This window comes from Nonomuraea sp. NPDC003804 (assembly GCF_040610675.1).
In the GTDB taxonomy this organism is placed as follows: Bacteria; Actinomycetota; Actinomycetes; order Streptosporangiales; family Streptosporangiaceae; genus Nonomuraea.
In genome coordinates, this window is sequence record NZ_JBEXMT010000043.1 from 19437 (window position 1) to 35721 (window position 16285).

General features: G+C 72.7%; 13 protein-coding genes. 9 read left to right on the forward strand and 4 right to left on the reverse strand.

Annotated elements, in window-relative coordinates; all coding sequences use genetic code 11:
* Nucleotides 1-256: 256 nt before the first annotated feature.
* Both ABZX22_RS40240 and arfB read right to left on the reverse strand, forming a co-directional pair.
* Nucleotides 257-1297 (reverse strand): hypothetical protein, encoded by a 1041-nt coding sequence (locus ABZX22_RS40240; protein ID WP_354920822.1) that lies wholly within the window; start codon nt 1295-1297, stop codon nt 257-259.
* Between the two features lie 308 nt (nt 1298-1605).
* Complete coding sequence (gene arfB, locus ABZX22_RS40245; RefSeq protein WP_354920825.1) at nt 1606-2013, reverse strand: alternative ribosome rescue aminoacyl-tRNA hydrolase ArfB; 408 nt, start codon at nt 2011-2013, stop codon at nt 1606-1608.
* 152 nt (nt 2014-2165) lie between these two features.
* On the opposite strand from arfB, the gene ABZX22_RS40250 reads away from it, so the two are divergent.
* The 5 genes from ABZX22_RS40250 to ABZX22_RS40270 all read left to right on the forward strand — a co-directional run bounded on the left by ABZX22_RS40250 (nt 2166) and on the right by ABZX22_RS40270 (nt 9539).
* Nucleotides 2166-2960, forward strand: coding sequence for a hypothetical protein (locus ABZX22_RS40250; protein ID WP_354920828.1), 795 nt, complete (start codon nt 2166-2168; stop codon nt 2958-2960).
* Between the two features lie 8 nt (nt 2961-2968).
* Nucleotides 2969-4729: an HSP90 family protein gene (locus ABZX22_RS40255; RefSeq protein ID WP_354920830.1), complete on the forward strand. Its 1761-nt coding sequence runs from the start codon at nt 2969-2971 to the stop codon at nt 4727-4729.
* Nucleotides 4730-4735: 6 nt separating this feature from the next.
* Nucleotides 4736-7333, forward strand: a complete 2598-nt coding sequence (locus tag ABZX22_RS40260) for a hypothetical protein (protein WP_354920833.1) — start codon at nt 4736-4738, stop codon at nt 7331-7333.
* A 62-nt stretch (nt 7334-7395) separates the two neighbouring features.
* The gene (locus tag ABZX22_RS40265; RefSeq protein ID WP_354920836.1) at nt 7396-8910 is read left to right on the forward strand and encodes an alkaline phosphatase D family protein; all 1515 of its coding nucleotides are present in this window, start codon (nt 7396-7398) and stop codon (nt 8908-8910) included.
* 53 nt (nt 8911-8963) lie between these two features.
* On the forward strand, nt 8964-9539 hold the full coding sequence (locus tag ABZX22_RS40270; protein WP_354920839.1) for an HAD family phosphatase: 576 nt from the start codon (nt 8964-8966) through the stop codon (nt 9537-9539).
* Nucleotides 9540-9547: 8 nt separating this feature from the next.
* On the opposite strand, the gene ABZX22_RS40275 is transcribed toward ABZX22_RS40270, so the two are convergent.
* A complete protein-coding gene (locus ABZX22_RS40275; protein ID WP_354920842.1) occupies nt 9548-11143 on the reverse strand; it encodes an FG-GAP and VCBS repeat-containing protein in 1596 nt (531 codons plus the stop codon).
* Between the two features lie 66 nt (nt 11144-11209).
* Here ABZX22_RS40275 and ABZX22_RS40280 point away from each other — a divergent pair, with 66 nt between their 5' ends.
* Nucleotides 11210-12439 (forward strand): cytochrome P450, encoded by a 1230-nt coding sequence (locus ABZX22_RS40280; protein WP_354920845.1) that lies wholly within the window; start codon nt 11210-11212, stop codon nt 12437-12439.
* Here ABZX22_RS40280 and ABZX22_RS40285 read toward each other — a convergent pair.
* The gene (locus tag ABZX22_RS40285) at nt 12421-13827 is read right to left on the reverse strand and encodes an MFS transporter (protein WP_354920848.1); all 1407 of its coding nucleotides are present in this window, start codon (nt 13825-13827) and stop codon (nt 12421-12423) included. The genes ABZX22_RS40280 and ABZX22_RS40285 overlap by 19 nt on opposite strands.
* A 59-nt stretch (nt 13828-13886) precedes the next feature.
* Here ABZX22_RS40285 and ABZX22_RS40290 point away from each other — a divergent pair, with 59 nt between their 5' ends.
* Genes ABZX22_RS40290 through ABZX22_RS40300 form a run of 3 tightly spaced genes read left to right on the forward strand, consistent with a single transcriptional unit; the run spans nt 13887 to nt 16284 of the window.
* Complete coding sequence (locus tag ABZX22_RS40290) at nt 13887-14870, forward strand: STM4015 family protein (protein WP_354920851.1); 984 nt, start codon at nt 13887-13889, stop codon at nt 14868-14870.
* Nucleotides 14867-14992, forward strand: a complete 126-nt coding sequence (locus tag ABZX22_RS40295) for a hypothetical protein (protein WP_354920854.1) — start codon at nt 14867-14869, stop codon at nt 14990-14992. The genes ABZX22_RS40290 and ABZX22_RS40295 overlap by 4 nt, the downstream gene beginning before the upstream one ends.
* Nucleotides 14989-16284, forward strand: a complete 1296-nt coding sequence (locus ABZX22_RS40300; RefSeq protein WP_354920857.1) for an STM4014 family protein — start codon at nt 14989-14991, stop codon at nt 16282-16284. The genes ABZX22_RS40295 and ABZX22_RS40300 overlap by 4 nt, the downstream gene beginning before the upstream one ends.
* Nucleotide 16285 lies beyond the last annotated feature (1 nt).

The window sequence follows — 16285 nt, forward strand, 5'->3', positions numbered from 1 at the left end:
GTGGTTCGAAGGGGTTGACTACGGACACGCCCGTCCCCTCGAAGTCCTTGACGTTCCCGCTCACCAGGGTCCACCCGTTCGCTCTGGCCGTCGCGGCGATCAGGCCGTCCGTGGTCGGGGCGGACGGATGGCGTTCAGGCGTCCCCATTCTTCGGCGACCTCCGAGGTGATGGGAATGATGCGGTCGCCGAATACAAGATCACATACAGCCACAGCGCCCGCCACTCCGGGCGGGCGCGGCGGGGACGGCGGCTGTCTAGGCGATGGGGCCGGCCCAGAAATTGGCGGCCTCCCGGTAGACCGCCTTCACCTCACCGTCGAAGTACGGTGAGACGCCGGTGTCGTACCGATTGTCGCCATCGGTGTCGGACACGCTGATCGTGATGCCGTTGAGATAGCCGAGACGGCTGTCGCTCCTGTAATGGGTCAGCCAGGAGGACCCGAGAGCGCCTTCACCGGTGAGCGGGGAGTCCACGCCGATGAGCCGGTCCGCGGGCAGGCCCGTGACCTTCATCGTGAACGTCGAGCCGGTCGACCATTCGAGGGTCTCGCCCGTGTAGGGCCGCCTGCCGTCGGGGTGGGGGCCGGCGGGGTAGCCGAAGACGTCGACCGTGGGCGCGAGCGGCTGGTTGAACGCGAACCCCTGGCCGCCGACGTTGTCGACCAGCCTCCCGACATTGGTCAGCACGTCCGGGGAAGGGGAGACGACGCCGTTGTACACGTTGACGAAGGCGAAGTCCCGGTCGTAGTCCCGGTAGACGTCGAAGTCGTAGTGAGCGCTTGCCTGCTTCCCGACGTACAGGCCGAACGGGGTCGTGCCCTCGGCGTAGCCGGGGACGAAGACCCACTTGGCCAGCGGGCCGTCCGGGGCCTCGGTGTCGAACAGGCAGTGACCTGCCGTGGCGACGAGGTTCTTGAAGTTCGACTGCACAGCCGTGCCGGTGCACCAGTGCGGCTGGAGGTCGCTGCCGATGAAGAACACCTTGCCCGAGGTCGTGGGCGTCTTCCCCTTCGACGAGGGCGGCCCCTCCACCGGTGCGACGGCCCCAGGGAGGCCGTCCGGGACGACGTCCGTGGACAGGCGCTCCCCGCCGACCTCGGTCCGCACGGTGTACGGCGTGGCGTTCTTCAGGTTGGCGGCTCCGTCGGCGAGCCAGAATCTCGCGATCTGCTGAGCCGCTGTCACGTCGGCGGCCAGCGGGACCACCACCCCGCTCGCGGCCTGGGCCGGCTCGGTGACGACAGCGGAACCCAGCACGCTCAAGCCGACGCCTAACGCGATCAGCGCACGCCTCAAGGTCGATCTCCCATCGGGTCGTGGGGCGTCTTCACGCCCCTTCAGCATGGAGAGCCGGCCGATCGGCACGGCCGGCCATCACCAAGATCGTAACCTCGACTTCGAGAGTTTTAGATCACATGTTCGACACAAGCGACGTGGCCGGGCGACCGTCGACCCCGGGTGGCTGAGGTGGGAGCTGACGCGGCCCGTCCGATCGCGAAGTCCCGCCGGACGGTGTCTTGGCGCGCCCGCTGGGACGCCAGGAGCGGCGCGGCCAGGTCGACCTGGATCGACGCGCTGTACCGGAGGGGCCGCCGGCCCATGCGTCAGATGTCGCGGCGCAGGCGCTTGACGTCGGAGCGGTGCTTCTTGGTGGCCAGGCGGCGCTCGATGGAGCCCTTGCTGGGCTTGGTCGGACGGCGTCGCTTGGGCGGCGGCGCGATCGCCTCGCGGACGCGCTGAGCCAGCCGGTGGGCGGCGGCCTCGCGGTTGCGCAACTGGGAGCGGTACTCCGACGCCACCACCGTGATCACCGGCGACGGCAGCCGTTCCAGCGCGCGGGCCTTGAGCGTGGGCGGGAGCGCCGTGCTCGCGGCCACGTCGAACAGCAGCTCCACCCTGCTGTCGGTGGTGTTGACCCCCTGACCGCCCGGGCCCGAGGAACGGGAGAAACGCCAGACGAGCTCGTCGCCGGGAATGGCGATCGAGTCGTTGACGATCAACAGGCCGGCCATCGGGACACCTCCCCTCGTGAAAGCCCCAGCAATTCGTGAGAACCCCTGCAAACCGTATCCGGATGGCCTATGCCCCGAGCAACAAGGTTTTTCCGGTCATCCATCCGCAAGCCCGCCATGGCACCATGTCCCGCACAACGTGGGGAGTGATCATGGCGGTGATCGTCGGTGTGCACGGCATCGGCAAGTACAACTACTACCTCCAGGCCGGCCGGTCGGTGGAAGGCGCGGCCGAGGCGATGCGGGCGAAGTGGAACCGCTATCTCGGCGCCGGACCGGCCGGTTTCGCGGAGGTGGCCTACTACGCCCACCATCTCAACGACCAGGGCAAGGCCAAGCGGGTCGAGACGATGGGCGCCCGGGAGCAGCAGGTCTTCGTCGACTGGGCCAAGCAGTTGGGTGTGGGCGAGACCTTCACGGGCGCGCTGAAGGCGTTCACGGGATGGTTGCTGAACCGGCTGGACACCAGGGCCGCGGCCTTCGCCGCCCTGTTCTGCCCCGAGGTGGCCGCCTATCTCACCGATGAGATACGGCGCGAGCGATGCCAGGACGCGGTGGCCGAGGCACTCAGGCGGCACGCGCCCCGGGTCGTGGTCGCCCACTCGCTCGGCAGCGTCGTCGCCTACGAGACCCTGCACGCCCATCCGGACATCGAGGTGGACCTGCTGGTCACCCTGGGCAGCCCGCTCGGCATGCGCAACGTGGTGTTCGAGCGGCTGCTGCCGGCTCCGGTGGCCGGCCTGGGCGAGCGGCCGAAGGGGGTGCGGCGCTGGGTCAACATCGCCGACAAGGACGACATCGCGGCCATCCCGCCCGCCCTGCGTGACTGCTTCACCGGGGTGGACGTCGAGGCGCTGGTGAATCTGGACTGGCTGGACTTCCACACCGCGGAGAAATACCTCGGCTGTGCCGCGTTACATGAGCATCTGCGGCCATACCTGGCATAGTGTCGGGCGTGGAAAATGCCTTTCAGGTGGATTTGCGGGGTGTCGTCGACCTACTGAGCCGTCACCTGTACTCCAGTCCGCGGGTCTACGTGCGCGAACTGCTGCAGAACGCGGCCGACGCCATCACCGCCCGCGGGGAAGGCGGCGGCCGGGTCGCGATCGAGGTCGCCGAGGGACAGGTGCGCGTCCACGACGACGGCGTCGGCCTGACCGAGGACGAGGTGCACACCCTGCTGGCCACCATCGGCCGCTCGTCCAAGCGCGACGAGCTGGGGTTCGCCAGGCACGAGTTCCTCGGGCAGTTCGGCATCGGGCTGCTGTCGGGCTTCCTGGTGGCCGACGAGATCCACGTCGAGACCAGGTCGGTGACCGGGACGCCCACCGTGAGCTGGACCGGCAGGTCCGACGGCACCTATCGGGTGGCGCCGGCGACCGCCGAGCGGGCCGCGCCCGGCACCACGGTCACCCTGCGGGCCCGCAGGGACGCCGCCGAATGGGTCGACGCCCGCACCGTCACCGAGCTTGCCGCCCTGTACGGCTCGCTGCTGCCGATCACCGTCACGGTCGACGGCGTCGTGACGACCACCGACCCGCCGTGGCTGGCCCGGTACGACAGCCCTGACGCGCGCCGGGCCGCGCTGCTGGAGTACGGCAGGCAGCTGTTCGGTTTCACCCCCTTCGACGTCGTCGACCTGGACGTCCCCGAGGCGGCGCTGACCGGTGTCGCGTTCGTGCTGCCCAGCCCCGCCAACCCGACCGCCCGCGCCGGCCATCGGGTCTACCTCAAACGCATGCTGCTCACCGAGCGCGCCGAGGGTGTGCTGCCCGACTGGGCGTTCTTCGCCCGCTGCGTCGTGGACGCGGGAGAGCTGCGCCCCACCGCCAGCCGCGAGGCCCTCTACGAGGACGACCTCCTGGAGCACACCCGCGAGCAGCTCGGCCGCCAGCTGCGCGAATGGCTCGTCCGGCTGGCCGAGACCGACCCGGCCCGGCTGCGCGCCTTCCTGCGCCTGCACCACCTGGGCGTCAAGGCCCTGGCCCTGCACGACGACGACATGCTGCGCCTGGTCGACAGGTGGCTGGAGTTCGAGACCAGCGACGGCCCGATGACGCTCGCCCAGTTCAGGACCCGCCATCCGCAGGGCCGTTTCACCGCGAGCGTCGACGAGTTCCGCCAGCTGTCGGCCGTGTCGGGCGCCCAGGGCGTCGGCCTGATCAACGGCGGTTACGTCTACGACAGCGACATCCTGCGGCGCCTGCCGAGGATCGACCCGGACGCCCGTCTCGACCGCCTCGACCCGGGCGAGCTGGCCACCCACCTCGGCCCCGTCGACCCCAGCGCGGACCTGGCCGCCAGGCCGTTCGTCGCCGCGGCCGCCCGGGTCCTCGACCCTCTCGGCTGCGAGCTGGTGCTGCGCGACTTCGACCCGGCCTCGCTGCCCGCCCTCTACCTGACCAGCCGCGCCGCCGAGCACCAGGCCGAGCTGCGCGAGGCACGGCAGGCCGCCGACGACCTGTGGGCCGACGTGCTCGGCGCCATGGAGCGGACCGTCGCCGCCGACCGCCCCCGCCTGGTGCTCAACCACCGCAACCCGCTCGTGCGCCGCGTGGTGCTGCTCAAGGACCTGTCGCTGGCCGCCACCGCGGTGGAGGCGCTGTACGGCATGGCGCTGCTGCACGGACACCACCCGCTGCGCGCGGCCGACACCGCCGCGCTGAACCGCTCGTTCCTCGGCCTGCTCGACTGGGCCGTGCTGGGCAAGGAGTGAGGACCGATGGCCGACGTTGAGGAGATGCTGGACCAGGCCAGGCAGATGCCGTACGGCGAGGCCAGGTCCATGCTGCTCGAACAGGCGCTCAAGGCTTGCGCGCACGACCCGGAGCTGGCCTTCGAGGTGCGGCTGGAGCTGACCGAGGCCTACCAGTACGGCGCCGAGCCGGCCAAGTCGTTCGCCACCTTCTCCCGATCCGTCGCCGAGTACGACGCCGATCCCGGGCGCTGGTCGGCCTGGCACACCTACAGCCTGCTGTGGCAGTACAAGTGGATCGTCAGCGACATGCGCCGCTTCCCGGAGATCCCGCTGCAGCGCGCCTACGACGCGCTGGCGGAGATGGAGCGGCGCTACGCCGCGGCGGGCTACGGCCCGCACGCCGTCCACACCCAGCGCACCTATGTCGCCGAGCACATCGGCGACAGGGCCGCGGCCGAGGAGTGGTTCCACCGGTGGCAGACCACGCCGCGCGACGACATGTCCGACTGCGAGGGCTGCGACCCCAGCGGCAAGGTGTGGTACCTGGCCTGGATGGGACGCGACGAGGAGGCCATCGAGCTGGCCGCGCCCGTCGTCGCGGGGCACCTGACCTGCCACGTCCAGCCGCAGGGCATTCTCGGCAACCTGCTGCTTCCGTACGTGCGGACCGGGCGGCTGGAGCAGGCCGCCGCCGCGCACCTGCGCGCCTACCGGATCGTCCAGGGCGACGCCAACTACGTCGACGACTTCGGCGACCACCTGGAGTTCTGCGCCCTCACCGGCAACGAGACCCGCGGCCTGGAGATCCTGCAGCGCGAGCTGCCGCTGCTGGACCGCTCCCCCACGCCGAGCGACCACATGTACTTCGCCGGGTGCGCCGCGCTGCTGCTGCGCCGCCTGGAGGAGCTGGGCCACGGCGGGCTGACCGTACGCAGGAGCGGCGCGGACGTGCCCGTCGGCCGCCTGCGTGAGGAGCTGGAGACGACCGCCAGGGACCTGGCCGCCCGCTTCGACGCCCGCAACGGCACCGGCGAGCAGACCCGCAGGCTGGAGGCGAGACTGGCGGCCGAGCCGCTGGTCGAGCACCTGCCGCTGACGCCGCACGCGCGCAGGGTCACGATCCCGTCCGCCGCGCCCGCCCGGCCGCCCGCCGGCGCGGGTCCCGACGAGCTGCTCGACCTGGCCGAGGACGCGTGGCGGCGCAGCGACCACGACGCGGCCCTGGCCGCGTGGGAGCGTTACGACGAGGTCGGCGGCCCGGCCGGCGGGCGGCGCACCGACGGGCTCGGCTTGACCGCGCTCATGGCCGGCGACGTGGAGCGGGCGCGGGAGCTGTGGGTCCGCGCCGCCGAGCTCCATGCCCAGGCGGGCGACGAGGCGCGCAGGCAGGTCGCGTTCGGCAGGCTCGGGCTGCTCGCGCAGGACGGGCTGCCGCTGGTGGAGGAGTCGTACCGGTGGCTGTCGGCCCACGGCGACGAGCGGCAGCGGGTGGGCGCGCGGTCACGGCTGGCCCAGGCGTACGCGGGCGCCGGCCGGGCCGGCGAGGCGATCACGCTGCTGGAAGGGGCACGGGAGGGCGGGCTGCTGGCGCTGCTGGCCCACCTCCACGCCGACGACGGCGACCCCGGGCGTGCGGCCGAGGCGGCCCGAACGGCACGCCAGGCGCTGCGGGCCGAGGGCGACGTGCTCACCCTGGCCAGGACGGCGCTGTTCCACGGCCGGCTCATCCGGCGGCACGGCGGCGACCTGGAGGAGCTTCTCGGCGCCTTCGGCGAGGCGCTGGCCGTGGCGCCGCGCACGGAGGCGGGGCTGCGCGCGTTCGCGCACGCCTCCAGGGGCGAGGTGCTGGTCATGGTGGACCGCGCCGCGGAGGCGGTCGAGGACCTGATCGAGGCCGTGGCCCTGTTCACCGCGCTCGGCGACGCCCACGCCGCCGCCCTCGCCAGGGTCGACCTGGCCGCCGCCTACCTGGCGACCGACCGGCCCATGGAGGCGGCGATCGCGGCCGAGGAGGCCCTGGCCGTACTCGACGCCGGCGACCCGGCCCCCAGCCGCACGGACGGCAGCGGCACGGACGGCAGCGGCACGGACGACGGGGACGCTCACGATCTCGACAACATCACCGGTCTCAGGTGGACGCGGGCCAACGCCCTGCGCCTGATGGGCGAGCAGGAGGCGGCGCTGGCCGACTTCACCGCCCTCGTCGCGATGTACCCGCATCCGCTGCAGTCGGCCAGGGCGGCGGAGTCCGCGGCGGGCATCCTCGACGAGCTGGACCGCGACGAGGAGGCCGCCGAGAGCTTCGCCGTCGCGGCGGACCATTACCGGGCCGCGGGCGAGAGCGACGACCAGGCCAGGACGACCCGCCGCCACGCCATGTCGCTGCACTGGTCGGGCCGGAGCGCGGACGCCGCCGAGGCGCTGACCGAGGCGCGGTCCCTGACCGGGGACCCGTTCCAGCTGGCCGCCCTCGCCTACGACGAGGCCCGCGTCCTGAACGCCCTCGGCAGGCGGGAGGAGGCGCTGCGGCTCGCCCGCGAGGCGGTCGGCCGCTTCACCGAACTCGGCGACGAGCGCGCGACCGACATGGCGAACGAGCTGCTCACCTGGCTGGAGGAGTGATGTTCACCTCCGCTTGACTCGGCTGTCACGACCGGGTCAGCGGAGGAGGACATACCTGGGGCGTGGAACGCAGAACCTTCCTCGCCGCCACGGCCGCCTCCTTCCTCCTTCCGCCCTCCCAGCCTTTCCTGCCGCCCTCGCGGGCCCTCGCGGGTGACCCGTTCACGCTCGGCGTCGCCTCGGGAGACCCCACCACCGACGGTTTCGTGCTGTGGACCAGGCTCGCGCTCGACCCCCTGAGCGGGGACGGGCGCGGCGGCATGCCCTCGCGCTCCTTCGACGTCGACTGGCAGATCTCCGCCGACGAGCGCTTCTCCAGGATCGTCCGGTCCGGTACGGCGAGCGCCACGCCCGACACCGCGCACAGCGTCCACGTCGAGGCGCAGGGGCTGGAGCCGGGACGGGAGTACTTCTACCGGTTCAGGACCGAGGGCAGGCTGTCGCGGGCCGGCCGTACCAGGACGACGCCGCAGGGCGCCCAGCCGCTCGACTTCGTGGTGGCCGCCTGCGCCCACTACGAGCACGGCTACTACACCGCCTACCGCCGTCTGGCCGAGCAGGAGCCCGACCTGGTCGTGCACCTGGGCGACTACATGTACGAGTACGGCCCGAGCGGCTACACCGCGCTGGCCGGAAGGGTCCGCACCCACACCCCCGGCAAGTGTGAGACCCTGGCCGACTACCGGCTGCGCCACGCGCAGTACAAGAGCGACCGTGACCTGCAGAAGGCGCACGCCGTCGCGCCGTGGCTGGTGGCCTTCGACGACCACGAGGTGGAGAACAACTGGGCGGGGCCCGTCTCCAGCACCGGCGCCCCCGACTTCGCCCGGCGCAGGATGATGGCCTTCCGCGCCTACTACGAGAACATGCCGCTGCGCCGCGCCAGCGTCCAGGGCGCGGTCCTGCGGGTCAACCGGCGGGTCTCGTGGGGCACGCTGGCCCGCTTCCACCTGCTCGACACCCGCCAGTTCAGGGACGATCAGGCCTGCCTCGACGGGGTGCGCGCCTCCTGCGACGAGCGCCTGTCGGCGGGCCGTACCCTCCTGGGCGACGCGCAGCGGCGCTGGCTGGCGGAGGGCCTGCGCACGTCGCCCACCCGGTGGAACCTGCTCGGCCAGCAGATCATCATGGCGCAGCGCGACTACAAGGTCGGGCCGGGCCGCGAGGTCAACCTGGACTCCTGGGACGGCTACGCGCCCGAGCGCGACCGCCTGCTCGGGTGGATGCGGGAGAGCGCCAACCCGGTGGTGCTGACCGGCGACGCCCACATGCACCACGCGGCCGAGCTCAAGCTCGACTTCGACGACCCCTCCTCGCCCGTGGTCGCCCGCGAGCTGGTGACCTCCTCCATCGCCAGCGACGGCGACGGCTACCGCGACAAGGCGTGGATCGCCGAGGCGCTGGCAGAGAACCCGCACATCTCCTACATCGACCAGCGGCGCGGCTACATCGCCGCCAGGCTCACCGCGTCGGAGCTGTCGGTCGACTTCAGGACCCTCGACCACATCTCCCGCAAGGGCGCCCCCGCCAGGACCGCCAGGTCGCTCACCATCCCCGCCACCCCGCCCGGCCGCTGACCCGCCCCGGCGCCCGCCCACGCCTGATCGATCGGTGGGTTAGCGTCTTCGTCATGACCTGGGTGCTCTTCGACTACGGAAACGTCCTGTCCCTCCCCCAGCCGCAGGCGGACGTCGCCGCCATGGCGAGCGCCGCGGGCGCCGACCTGGAGTCCTTCGAGCGCGGCTACTGGGCGCACCGCCTGGACTTCGACCGGGGCACGCTGACCCCGCGCGCCTTCTGGTCCCTCGCGCTCGGCCGCGACGTCGGCGACGAGGAGCTGGCCACCCTCGTCGGGCTGGACGTCGCCAGCTGGTCGTACCCCAACCCCGGCACCGTGGCCGTCATGGAACGGCTGCCGCGCGTCGCGCTGCTGTCCAACGCCCCCGCATGCGTCGCCGAGGGGATCGACGGCCTGCCCTGGCTGGCCGGCATCGGGCCGCGCTTCTACAGCGCCAGGATGGGCCTGGTCAAGCCCGACCCGGAGATCTATCTCGCCGTGCTCGACGGGCTGGACGCCCGCCCGCACGAGGTGACGTTCGTCGACGACCGGCTGGAGAACGTCGAGGCCGCCGCGCGGCTCGGCATCACCGGCGTCCACTTCAGGGGGCCCGGCGACCTGGCGGCCCTGCCACGACAGGTGGGATGAGCCCCCGGTCAGCCGAAGGCGTAGCCGAACAGGCCGTCGCCGCTGGCCAGCGTGCGGGCCCGGCTCGGCCGCAGCCCGTGGTAGGGCCCGGGACGGCGGGAGCCCGGCACGTAGGTCACCACGCCCGTGCCGGGCGCCGCCACCACCAGCCCGTCGACGCCGCCGCTCTTGACGCCGCGTCCCTTGATGCTGCGTCCCTTGACGGTGCGCCCCTTGACGGTGCGTCCCTTCACGGTGCGCCCCTTCACAGTGAGACCCCTGACGCCGCCGGTGGCCGCCGACAGCGTGCGGTAGCGCCCGCCGACGGCGAGCGTGGACAGGGAGGCGCCGAAGTCGCGGCCCCTGCCCTTGATCAGCACGTCGCCGTGCCTGGCCAGGCCGCCCTTCCTGGCGCCGGCCAGGACCTGTACGGAGTTCTCCCCCGGCACGCCGACCGCCAGCTCGGCGTCGCCGTCGCCGTTGAAGTCGCCCGCCGCCAGCGCCGCGCCGAACCTGTCGTAGTACCGCGGCGTCCCCTTCAGCAGGCGCTGCGTCCACGCCTCCCAGCGGCCGGTGCCGTAGCGGACGTGGACCATGCCGTCGCCGTAGTCCATGGCCCGCTGGTTGGCGCTCAGGCCCTCGCCCGGCACGCCGATCGCCAGCTCGTCGCGACCGTCGGCGTCGAAGTCGGCGGCGGCCAGCGCGGCGCCGAAGGCGTCCCACTTCTCCGCGGCGCCCTTCACGCCGGGTGAGGACTGGGTGTACTGCACGGCACGGCGGGCGCGCGGATCGACGACCGTCACCGAGCCCTGGCCGTCCAGGCGGACCGTGTCGGCGGGGGCGCCGATCGCGATCTCGTCCTTGCCGTCGCCGTCGAAGTCGCCGGTGGTCAGCGCGGCGCCGAACTGGTCGGTGACCAGGCCCGTCTGGCGCAGGCCGCGCTGCGTGATCCGGTACCGCGCGCGGCCCTTGAAGCCGTGGACGACGACCGTGCCGCCGGCGCCCATCGCGGGCGCGCCGATGACCAGCTCGTCGGCCCGGTCGCCGTCGAGGTCGCCGGCCGCCAGCGCCGCGCCGTACCGGTCGGAGCCGGGCCGGGAGGACGACAGCTGCCTGCCCGGGACCAGCCCGCGCGGCGAGCCGTGGAAGAGCTGGACGGCGCCGTGGCCGTCGGAGCCGGGGACCGGCGTGCCGAAGAACTCCTCCGACACGCCGACCGCGAGATCGGCGCAGCCGTCGCCGTCGAAGTCGCCGACGGCGAGGGCCGATCCGAAGGAGTCGCCGTTCTCCGGGTCGCCCGGCACGCCGGGGGTGGCCTGGGAGAGCCTGGCCTGCTGCCCGGAGCCGTACATGATCGTGACCGAGCCCGCGCGGGCGTGGCCCGCCACACTCTCGTACGGCGCCGCGACGGCGAGGTCGGGCAGGCCGTCGCCGTCGAAGTCCGACGGGCGCCCGCCGCAGGAGCCCGTGGGGGCGGCGGCAGGCGCGGGGGCGGTCGCGGCGACAGCCGCGGGGATCACCGCGGAGGCGGTCGCGGGGGCGATCGTCGCGGTGGCGGTGCTCGCGGGAAGGAAGGGAGCGCTGAGGCAGGCGCCGACGAGCAGGGCGGTGCGCGAGACGTTCATGCCCGGATGGTCCCCAGGCCCGCCGAACCTGGCCTTAACACCTCGGGAACGTGCCAGGATAGACGGGTGGACATCGACCTCGCGGACCTGGATTTCTGGCGCAAGCCACTCAAGGAACGGCAGGAGGCGTTCACCAGGCTCCGGCAGCTGGAGCATCCGGTCTTCTTCCCGGAGAAGAAGGTCCCGCTGCTACGGTCGGGCACCGGGTTCTACGCCCTGGTCAGGCATGCCGACGTCGTCGAGGCCAGCCGTAACGCGAAGATCTTCTCCAGCGAGCCCGCGGTCACCAACCCCGAGCCGCCCGGCTGGGTCAAGCACGTGTTCGGCGAGTCGATGGTCAACATGGACGACCCCCGGCACGCCAGGCTCCGGCGCATCGTCTCGCGCGCCTTCAGTCCCAAGATGCTGCAGAACCTGCAGGCCGACATCGAGAAGGCGTGCCGGCGGATCGTCGACGACGTGATCGCCGCCGGGCCCCGCGACTTCGTCTCGCAGGTCGCCGCCCGCCTGCCCATCCACGTCATCTGCGACATGATGGGCATTCCCGAGGAGTACCGGGCGAAGGTCCACGAGCACGTCGACGCCTCGACCGCCTACAGCGGCGTGCGGCCGAGCGTGCTGCAGAGCGCCCGCCTGGCCGGCAAGAACGTGGTCGCGCTGCTGGCCCTGCAGCGCATGGTCATCCAGCTCGGCCACCAGCGCGTCGCCGACCCCGGCACCGACCTGGTCTCGGCCCTGGTCACGGCCAACCCCGACGGCGAGAAGCTCACCGACAAGGAGCTCGGCTCGTTCTTCGCGCTGCTGCTGGTGGCCGGCAACGAGACGGCGCGCAACACGATGGCCCACGGCATCAAGCTGCTGACCGACCACCCCGACCAGCGCGAGCTGCTGATGAGCGACTTCGACGGGCACATCAACGGGGCGATCGAGGAGATGGTCAGGCACGTCTCGCCGATCATCCAGTTCCGCAGGACCGTCACCGACGACTACTCCCTGCGCGGCCTGCGGCTCAGGAAGGGCGACCGGGTGGTCCTGTTCTACGGCTCGGCCAACCGCGACGAGGACGTCTTCCCCGACCCTGACGCCTTCGACATCACCCGCGACACCAAGCCGCACGTCGGCTTCGGCGGCCCGGGGCCGCACTTCTGCCTCGGGGCCAACCTGGCCAGGCAGGAGATGCGGACGATGTTCCGCGAGCTGCTGACCAGGTTGCCCGGCGTCAGGTCGGTGGGCGAGCCGGAGCTGCTGGTGTCCAACTTCGACAACAGCGTGCGCAGTCAGTCCTTCACGTTCTGAGAGCGCTGACGGCTGTCCGGCGCCAGCACGTTCGTCCTGATCGTGACGAAGGTGATCAGCGCGGCGACGGCCATCATGCCGGCGCTGATCAGCATCGCCCTGGTGAATCCCGCGGCATACATCCGGGGATCGCTGACCGCGTCGCCCGTCAGGCCGACGAGCGGCGGGATCGCCGCCACCGCCAGCAGGCTGCCGGTCCTGGCGACGGCGTTGTTGATGCCGCTCGCCGTACCGGCGTAGCGGTCGTCGGCCGTGGCGAGCACGGTCGCGGTCAGCGGCGCCACCGCCGCCGACAGGCCGAGGCCGAAGACCGAGACGGCCGGCAGGACGTGCAGCCAGTAGCTGGAGCCCTTGTCGATCGTGCTCATCAGCAGGAACCCGGCACCCGCCACGAGGATGCCCACCGTCATCGGCAGCCGCGGGCCGTACCTCTTGGCCGTCTCGCCGGCCCGCGCCGACAGCAGCAGCATGAGGATCGTCACCGGCAGCAGCGCCGAACCGGCGGCGACGGCGTCGAAGCCCGCGACCGTCATCAGCTGCAGGGTCAGCAGGAAGAAGACCACGCCCATCGCGGCGTACATGATCAGCGTGACCACGTTCACCGCGCTGAAGACGGCGTTCCTGAACAGGCCCACCGGCACCAGCGCGTCGGGCGAGCGGCGGATCTCCAGCACCACGAAGGCGATCCCGGCCACCAGGCCGCCGATCAGCGGCAGCACCTGGCCCTCCTCGGTCAGCCCGTAGGTGATGCCGGCCAGGGCCAGCGCGGCCAGGACCGAGCCGAGGACGTCGAATCTGCCGGCGGCCTGCTCGTCCTTCGTCTCCGGCACGTGCTTGATCGTCATGACGACCACCAGCACGGCGAACGGCAGGTTGACCAGGAACGCCCAGCGCCAGCCCGCGTGCTCCACCAGCCAGCCGCCCACCAGCGGGCCGATCGCGGCCGCCACGCCGGTCATGCCCGACCACGCGCCCACCGCCCGCGGCCGGTCGCCCGGGGCGAAGTTCGACTGGATGATGGCCAGCGAGCCCGGTGTGAGCAGCGCGCCGCCGATGCCTTGCAGGGCGCGGGCCAGGACCAGCAGTTCGATGTTGGGCGCGAGCCCGCACAGCGCGGAGGCCAGCGCGAACCAGACGGTGCCGATGAGGAAGATCTTGCGGCGGCCGTAGCGGTCACCGAGCGAGCCGCCGAGCAGGATCAGGGCCGCCAAGGTGAGGGTGTAGGCGTTGACCGTCCACTGGAGGCCGGCCATGTCGGCGTTCAGCTCGGCGCGCAGCGCCGGTAGGGCGACGTTGACGATCGTGCTGTCGAGGAGGGCCAGGCCGGAACCGAGCACGGTCGCCGCCAGGATCCACCTCCCCCGTGCGGATTTGAGCTGGACGTCCATGACTGCAATCTTGTCGTAGGGCTCTGGTAGGACTGGACTCCCCCCTTCAAGGAGACCCGTTGAACATCTACCAGCACCTGGAGTCCTTCCACGGGCTCGCCGTCCGCGAGCTGGGCGACGATCCTCGGGACGTCGCCGAGGACGCCCCCGGGGACGCGGCCTGGCGCGGCGCCGTGCTGTCCGGCGAGGACCCGGGGAACGTGGCCTGGCGGGTGGCCGCCGCGCCGTTCGACGAGGAGAAGCCCACCTTCGCCGACAGCTTCGAGCGGCTGCTGGCCACCGTCGACCCGGGCTCGATCAGGGCGCTCGTCGTGGGCTGGTGGGGCGCGGGGTGGGAGGGGCAGCGCTCTGACATCCCCATCGCGTCGATCACCGCCGCCGCCGACCGCCTGACCGCGCTCGAGGCCGTCTTCGTCGGCGACATCGTGTCCGAGGAGTGCGAGATCTCCTGGATCGAGCACGGCGACGTCACCCCGCTGCTGACCGCCTTCCCCCGGCTGCGGCGGCTCGACGTGCGCGGCGGCACCGGGCTGAAGCTCGCCCCCGTGGTCCACGAGTCGCTGGAGACGCTCCGCTTCGAGTCGGGCGGGCTGCCCGCCGGCGTGGTGCGCGCGGTCGGCGACAGCTCGCTACCCGCGCTGCGCCATCTGGAGCTGTGGCTGGGCGAGGAGAACTATTCCGGCGACTCGCGCCCCGCCGACTGGGCGCGGATCCTGCGCGGCGAGCGGCTGCCCGCGCTGCGCCACCTCGGGTTGCAGGACAGCGAGCTGCAGGACGAGGTCGCCGCCGCGGTGGCGGCGGCGCCGATCGTGGCCAGGCTGGAGTCGCTCGACCTGTCGATGGGCACGCTGAGCGACACCGGCGCGGAGGCGCTGCTGTCCGGCCAGCCGCTGACCCACCTGCGCTCGCTCGACCTGAGCCACCACTATCTGAGCGACGCCATGCAGCAGCGGGTACGCGCCGCGCTGGCCGGAGTCGAGGTGGACCTGTCCGACCGGCAGGACGAGGACGACGAGTGGCGCTACGTGGCGGTGTCCGAATGACGGTCTTCGCGCACGTCGCGCGGCTGCGGGCCGCGCTGCCCGGCGTCGAGCCGGTGGCCGGCACCACCGGCCGCAGCTACGACTGGTCACCCGGCACCCGCCACGTCGCGGTGCCGGAATGACCTACGTCGTCGTCGGCACCCCCGGGGACCGGCGGGTGACGATGTTCGCCGCCGCCCTCACCCGGTACGGCCTGCGCCCGCCCCAGGTGGTCGCCTGGCCTGACGTGCTGGCGGGTCAGATCGCCATCCCGCCGGGTGCCCGGGTGCGGATCGACTCGCCGGGCGAGGACACCGCCACCGACGCGCTGCTGCGCGGCCCCGGCGCGCCGACCCGGGTGGGCGGCGGCGCGCTGTGGCACTCCCGCCTCGTCGCCGGGCTCGCCAGGATGGCGGACGCGGCGTCGGCCGCGGGGGCGCGGGTGCTGGGCGACGTGGGCGAGATCGCGGAGATGTTCGACAAACGGCGCACGCACGCGCGGCTCGCCGCCGCGGGGGTGCCGGTCCCGGCGGCGCTCGGCCCCGCGCCCGTCGGCGGCTACGCCGACCTGCGGCGGCTCATGGCCGACCGCGGGATGGCCAGGGTGTTCGTCAAACCCGCGCACGGCTCGTCGGCCTCGGGCGTCGTCGCCTTCCAGACGAACGGCTCGCTGGTGAAGGCGACGACGTCGGTCGAGCCGGCCGGGAGAGAGCTACACAACTCGCTGCGGGTGCGCGACTACCACGACGAGACCACCGTCGCCGCGATCGTCGACGCGCTGGCGCCCGACGGGCTGCACGTCGAGGAGTGGTTCCCCAAGGCAGCCGTCGGCGGCCGGGTGTTCGACCTGCGGGTGGTCGTGGTGGCCGGACGGCCCACGCACGCGGTCGTCCGCACCAGCCGGGCGCCGATGACGAACCTGCACCTGGGCGGCGCGCGCGGCTCGCTGGAGACGGTCATGGCGGCGCTCGGCCCCGCAGGGTGGGCCAGGGCGCTGGAGATCTGCGCGCGGGCGGCGGCCTGCTTCCCGCGCAGCCCGGCGGTCGGCGTCGACCTGATGGTGGGCGCGAGCCTGCGGCGCTTCGCGGTGGCGGAGGTCAACGCGTTCGGCGACCTGCTGCCCGGCCTGACCGGGCTGCCGGGCAGCGGCGCCGAGGGGCTCGACACCTACGAGACGCAGGTGCGCGCCTACGAGACGCAGGTGCTTTCCTGCGAGACGCAGGTGCTCCCCTGCGAGGCGCGGACCCTCTCCGGCGAGACTCGGACGCTCCCCAACGAGGCGCGGACGCTCCCCTACGAGGCGCGGACGCTCCCCTGCGAGACTCGGGCGCTCCCCTACGTGGCCGCCGGGCGTGACGACGAGGGCGAGACACACGTGCGCGCCCGCGCGGGTGCCGGGCGTGACGACGAGGTCGAGGCGGGCGCGCGTGCGTGAC

Coding starts and splice junctions, on each gene's coding strand:
- arfB (WP_354920825.1), bottom strand. CDS start 2,013: ATGGCCGGCCTGTTGATCGTCAACGACTCGATCGCCATTCCCGGCGAC.
- ABZX22_RS40250 (WP_354920828.1), top strand. CDS start 2,166: ATGGCGGTGATCGTCGGTGTGCACGGCATCGGCAAGTACAACTACTAC.
- ABZX22_RS40260 (WP_354920833.1), top strand. CDS start 4,736: ATGGCCGACGTTGAGGAGATGCTGGACCAGGCCAGGCAGATGCCGTAC.
- ABZX22_RS40270 (WP_354920839.1), top strand. CDS start 8,964: ATGACCTGGGTGCTCTTCGACTACGGAAACGTCCTGTCCCTCCCCCAG.
- ABZX22_RS40275 (WP_354920842.1), bottom strand. CDS start 11,143: ATGAACGTCTCGCGCACCGCCCTGCTCGTCGGCGCCTGCCTCAGCGCT.
- ABZX22_RS40285 (WP_354920848.1), bottom strand. CDS start 13,827: ATGGACGTCCAGCTCAAATCCGCACGGGGGAGGTGGATCCTGGCGGCG.
- ABZX22_RS40295 (WP_354920854.1), top strand. CDS start 14,867: ATGACGGTCTTCGCGCACGTCGCGCGGCTGCGGGCCGCGCTGCCCGGC.
- ABZX22_RS40300 (WP_354920857.1), top strand. CDS start 14,989: ATGACCTACGTCGTCGTCGGCACCCCCGGGGACCGGCGGGTGACGATG.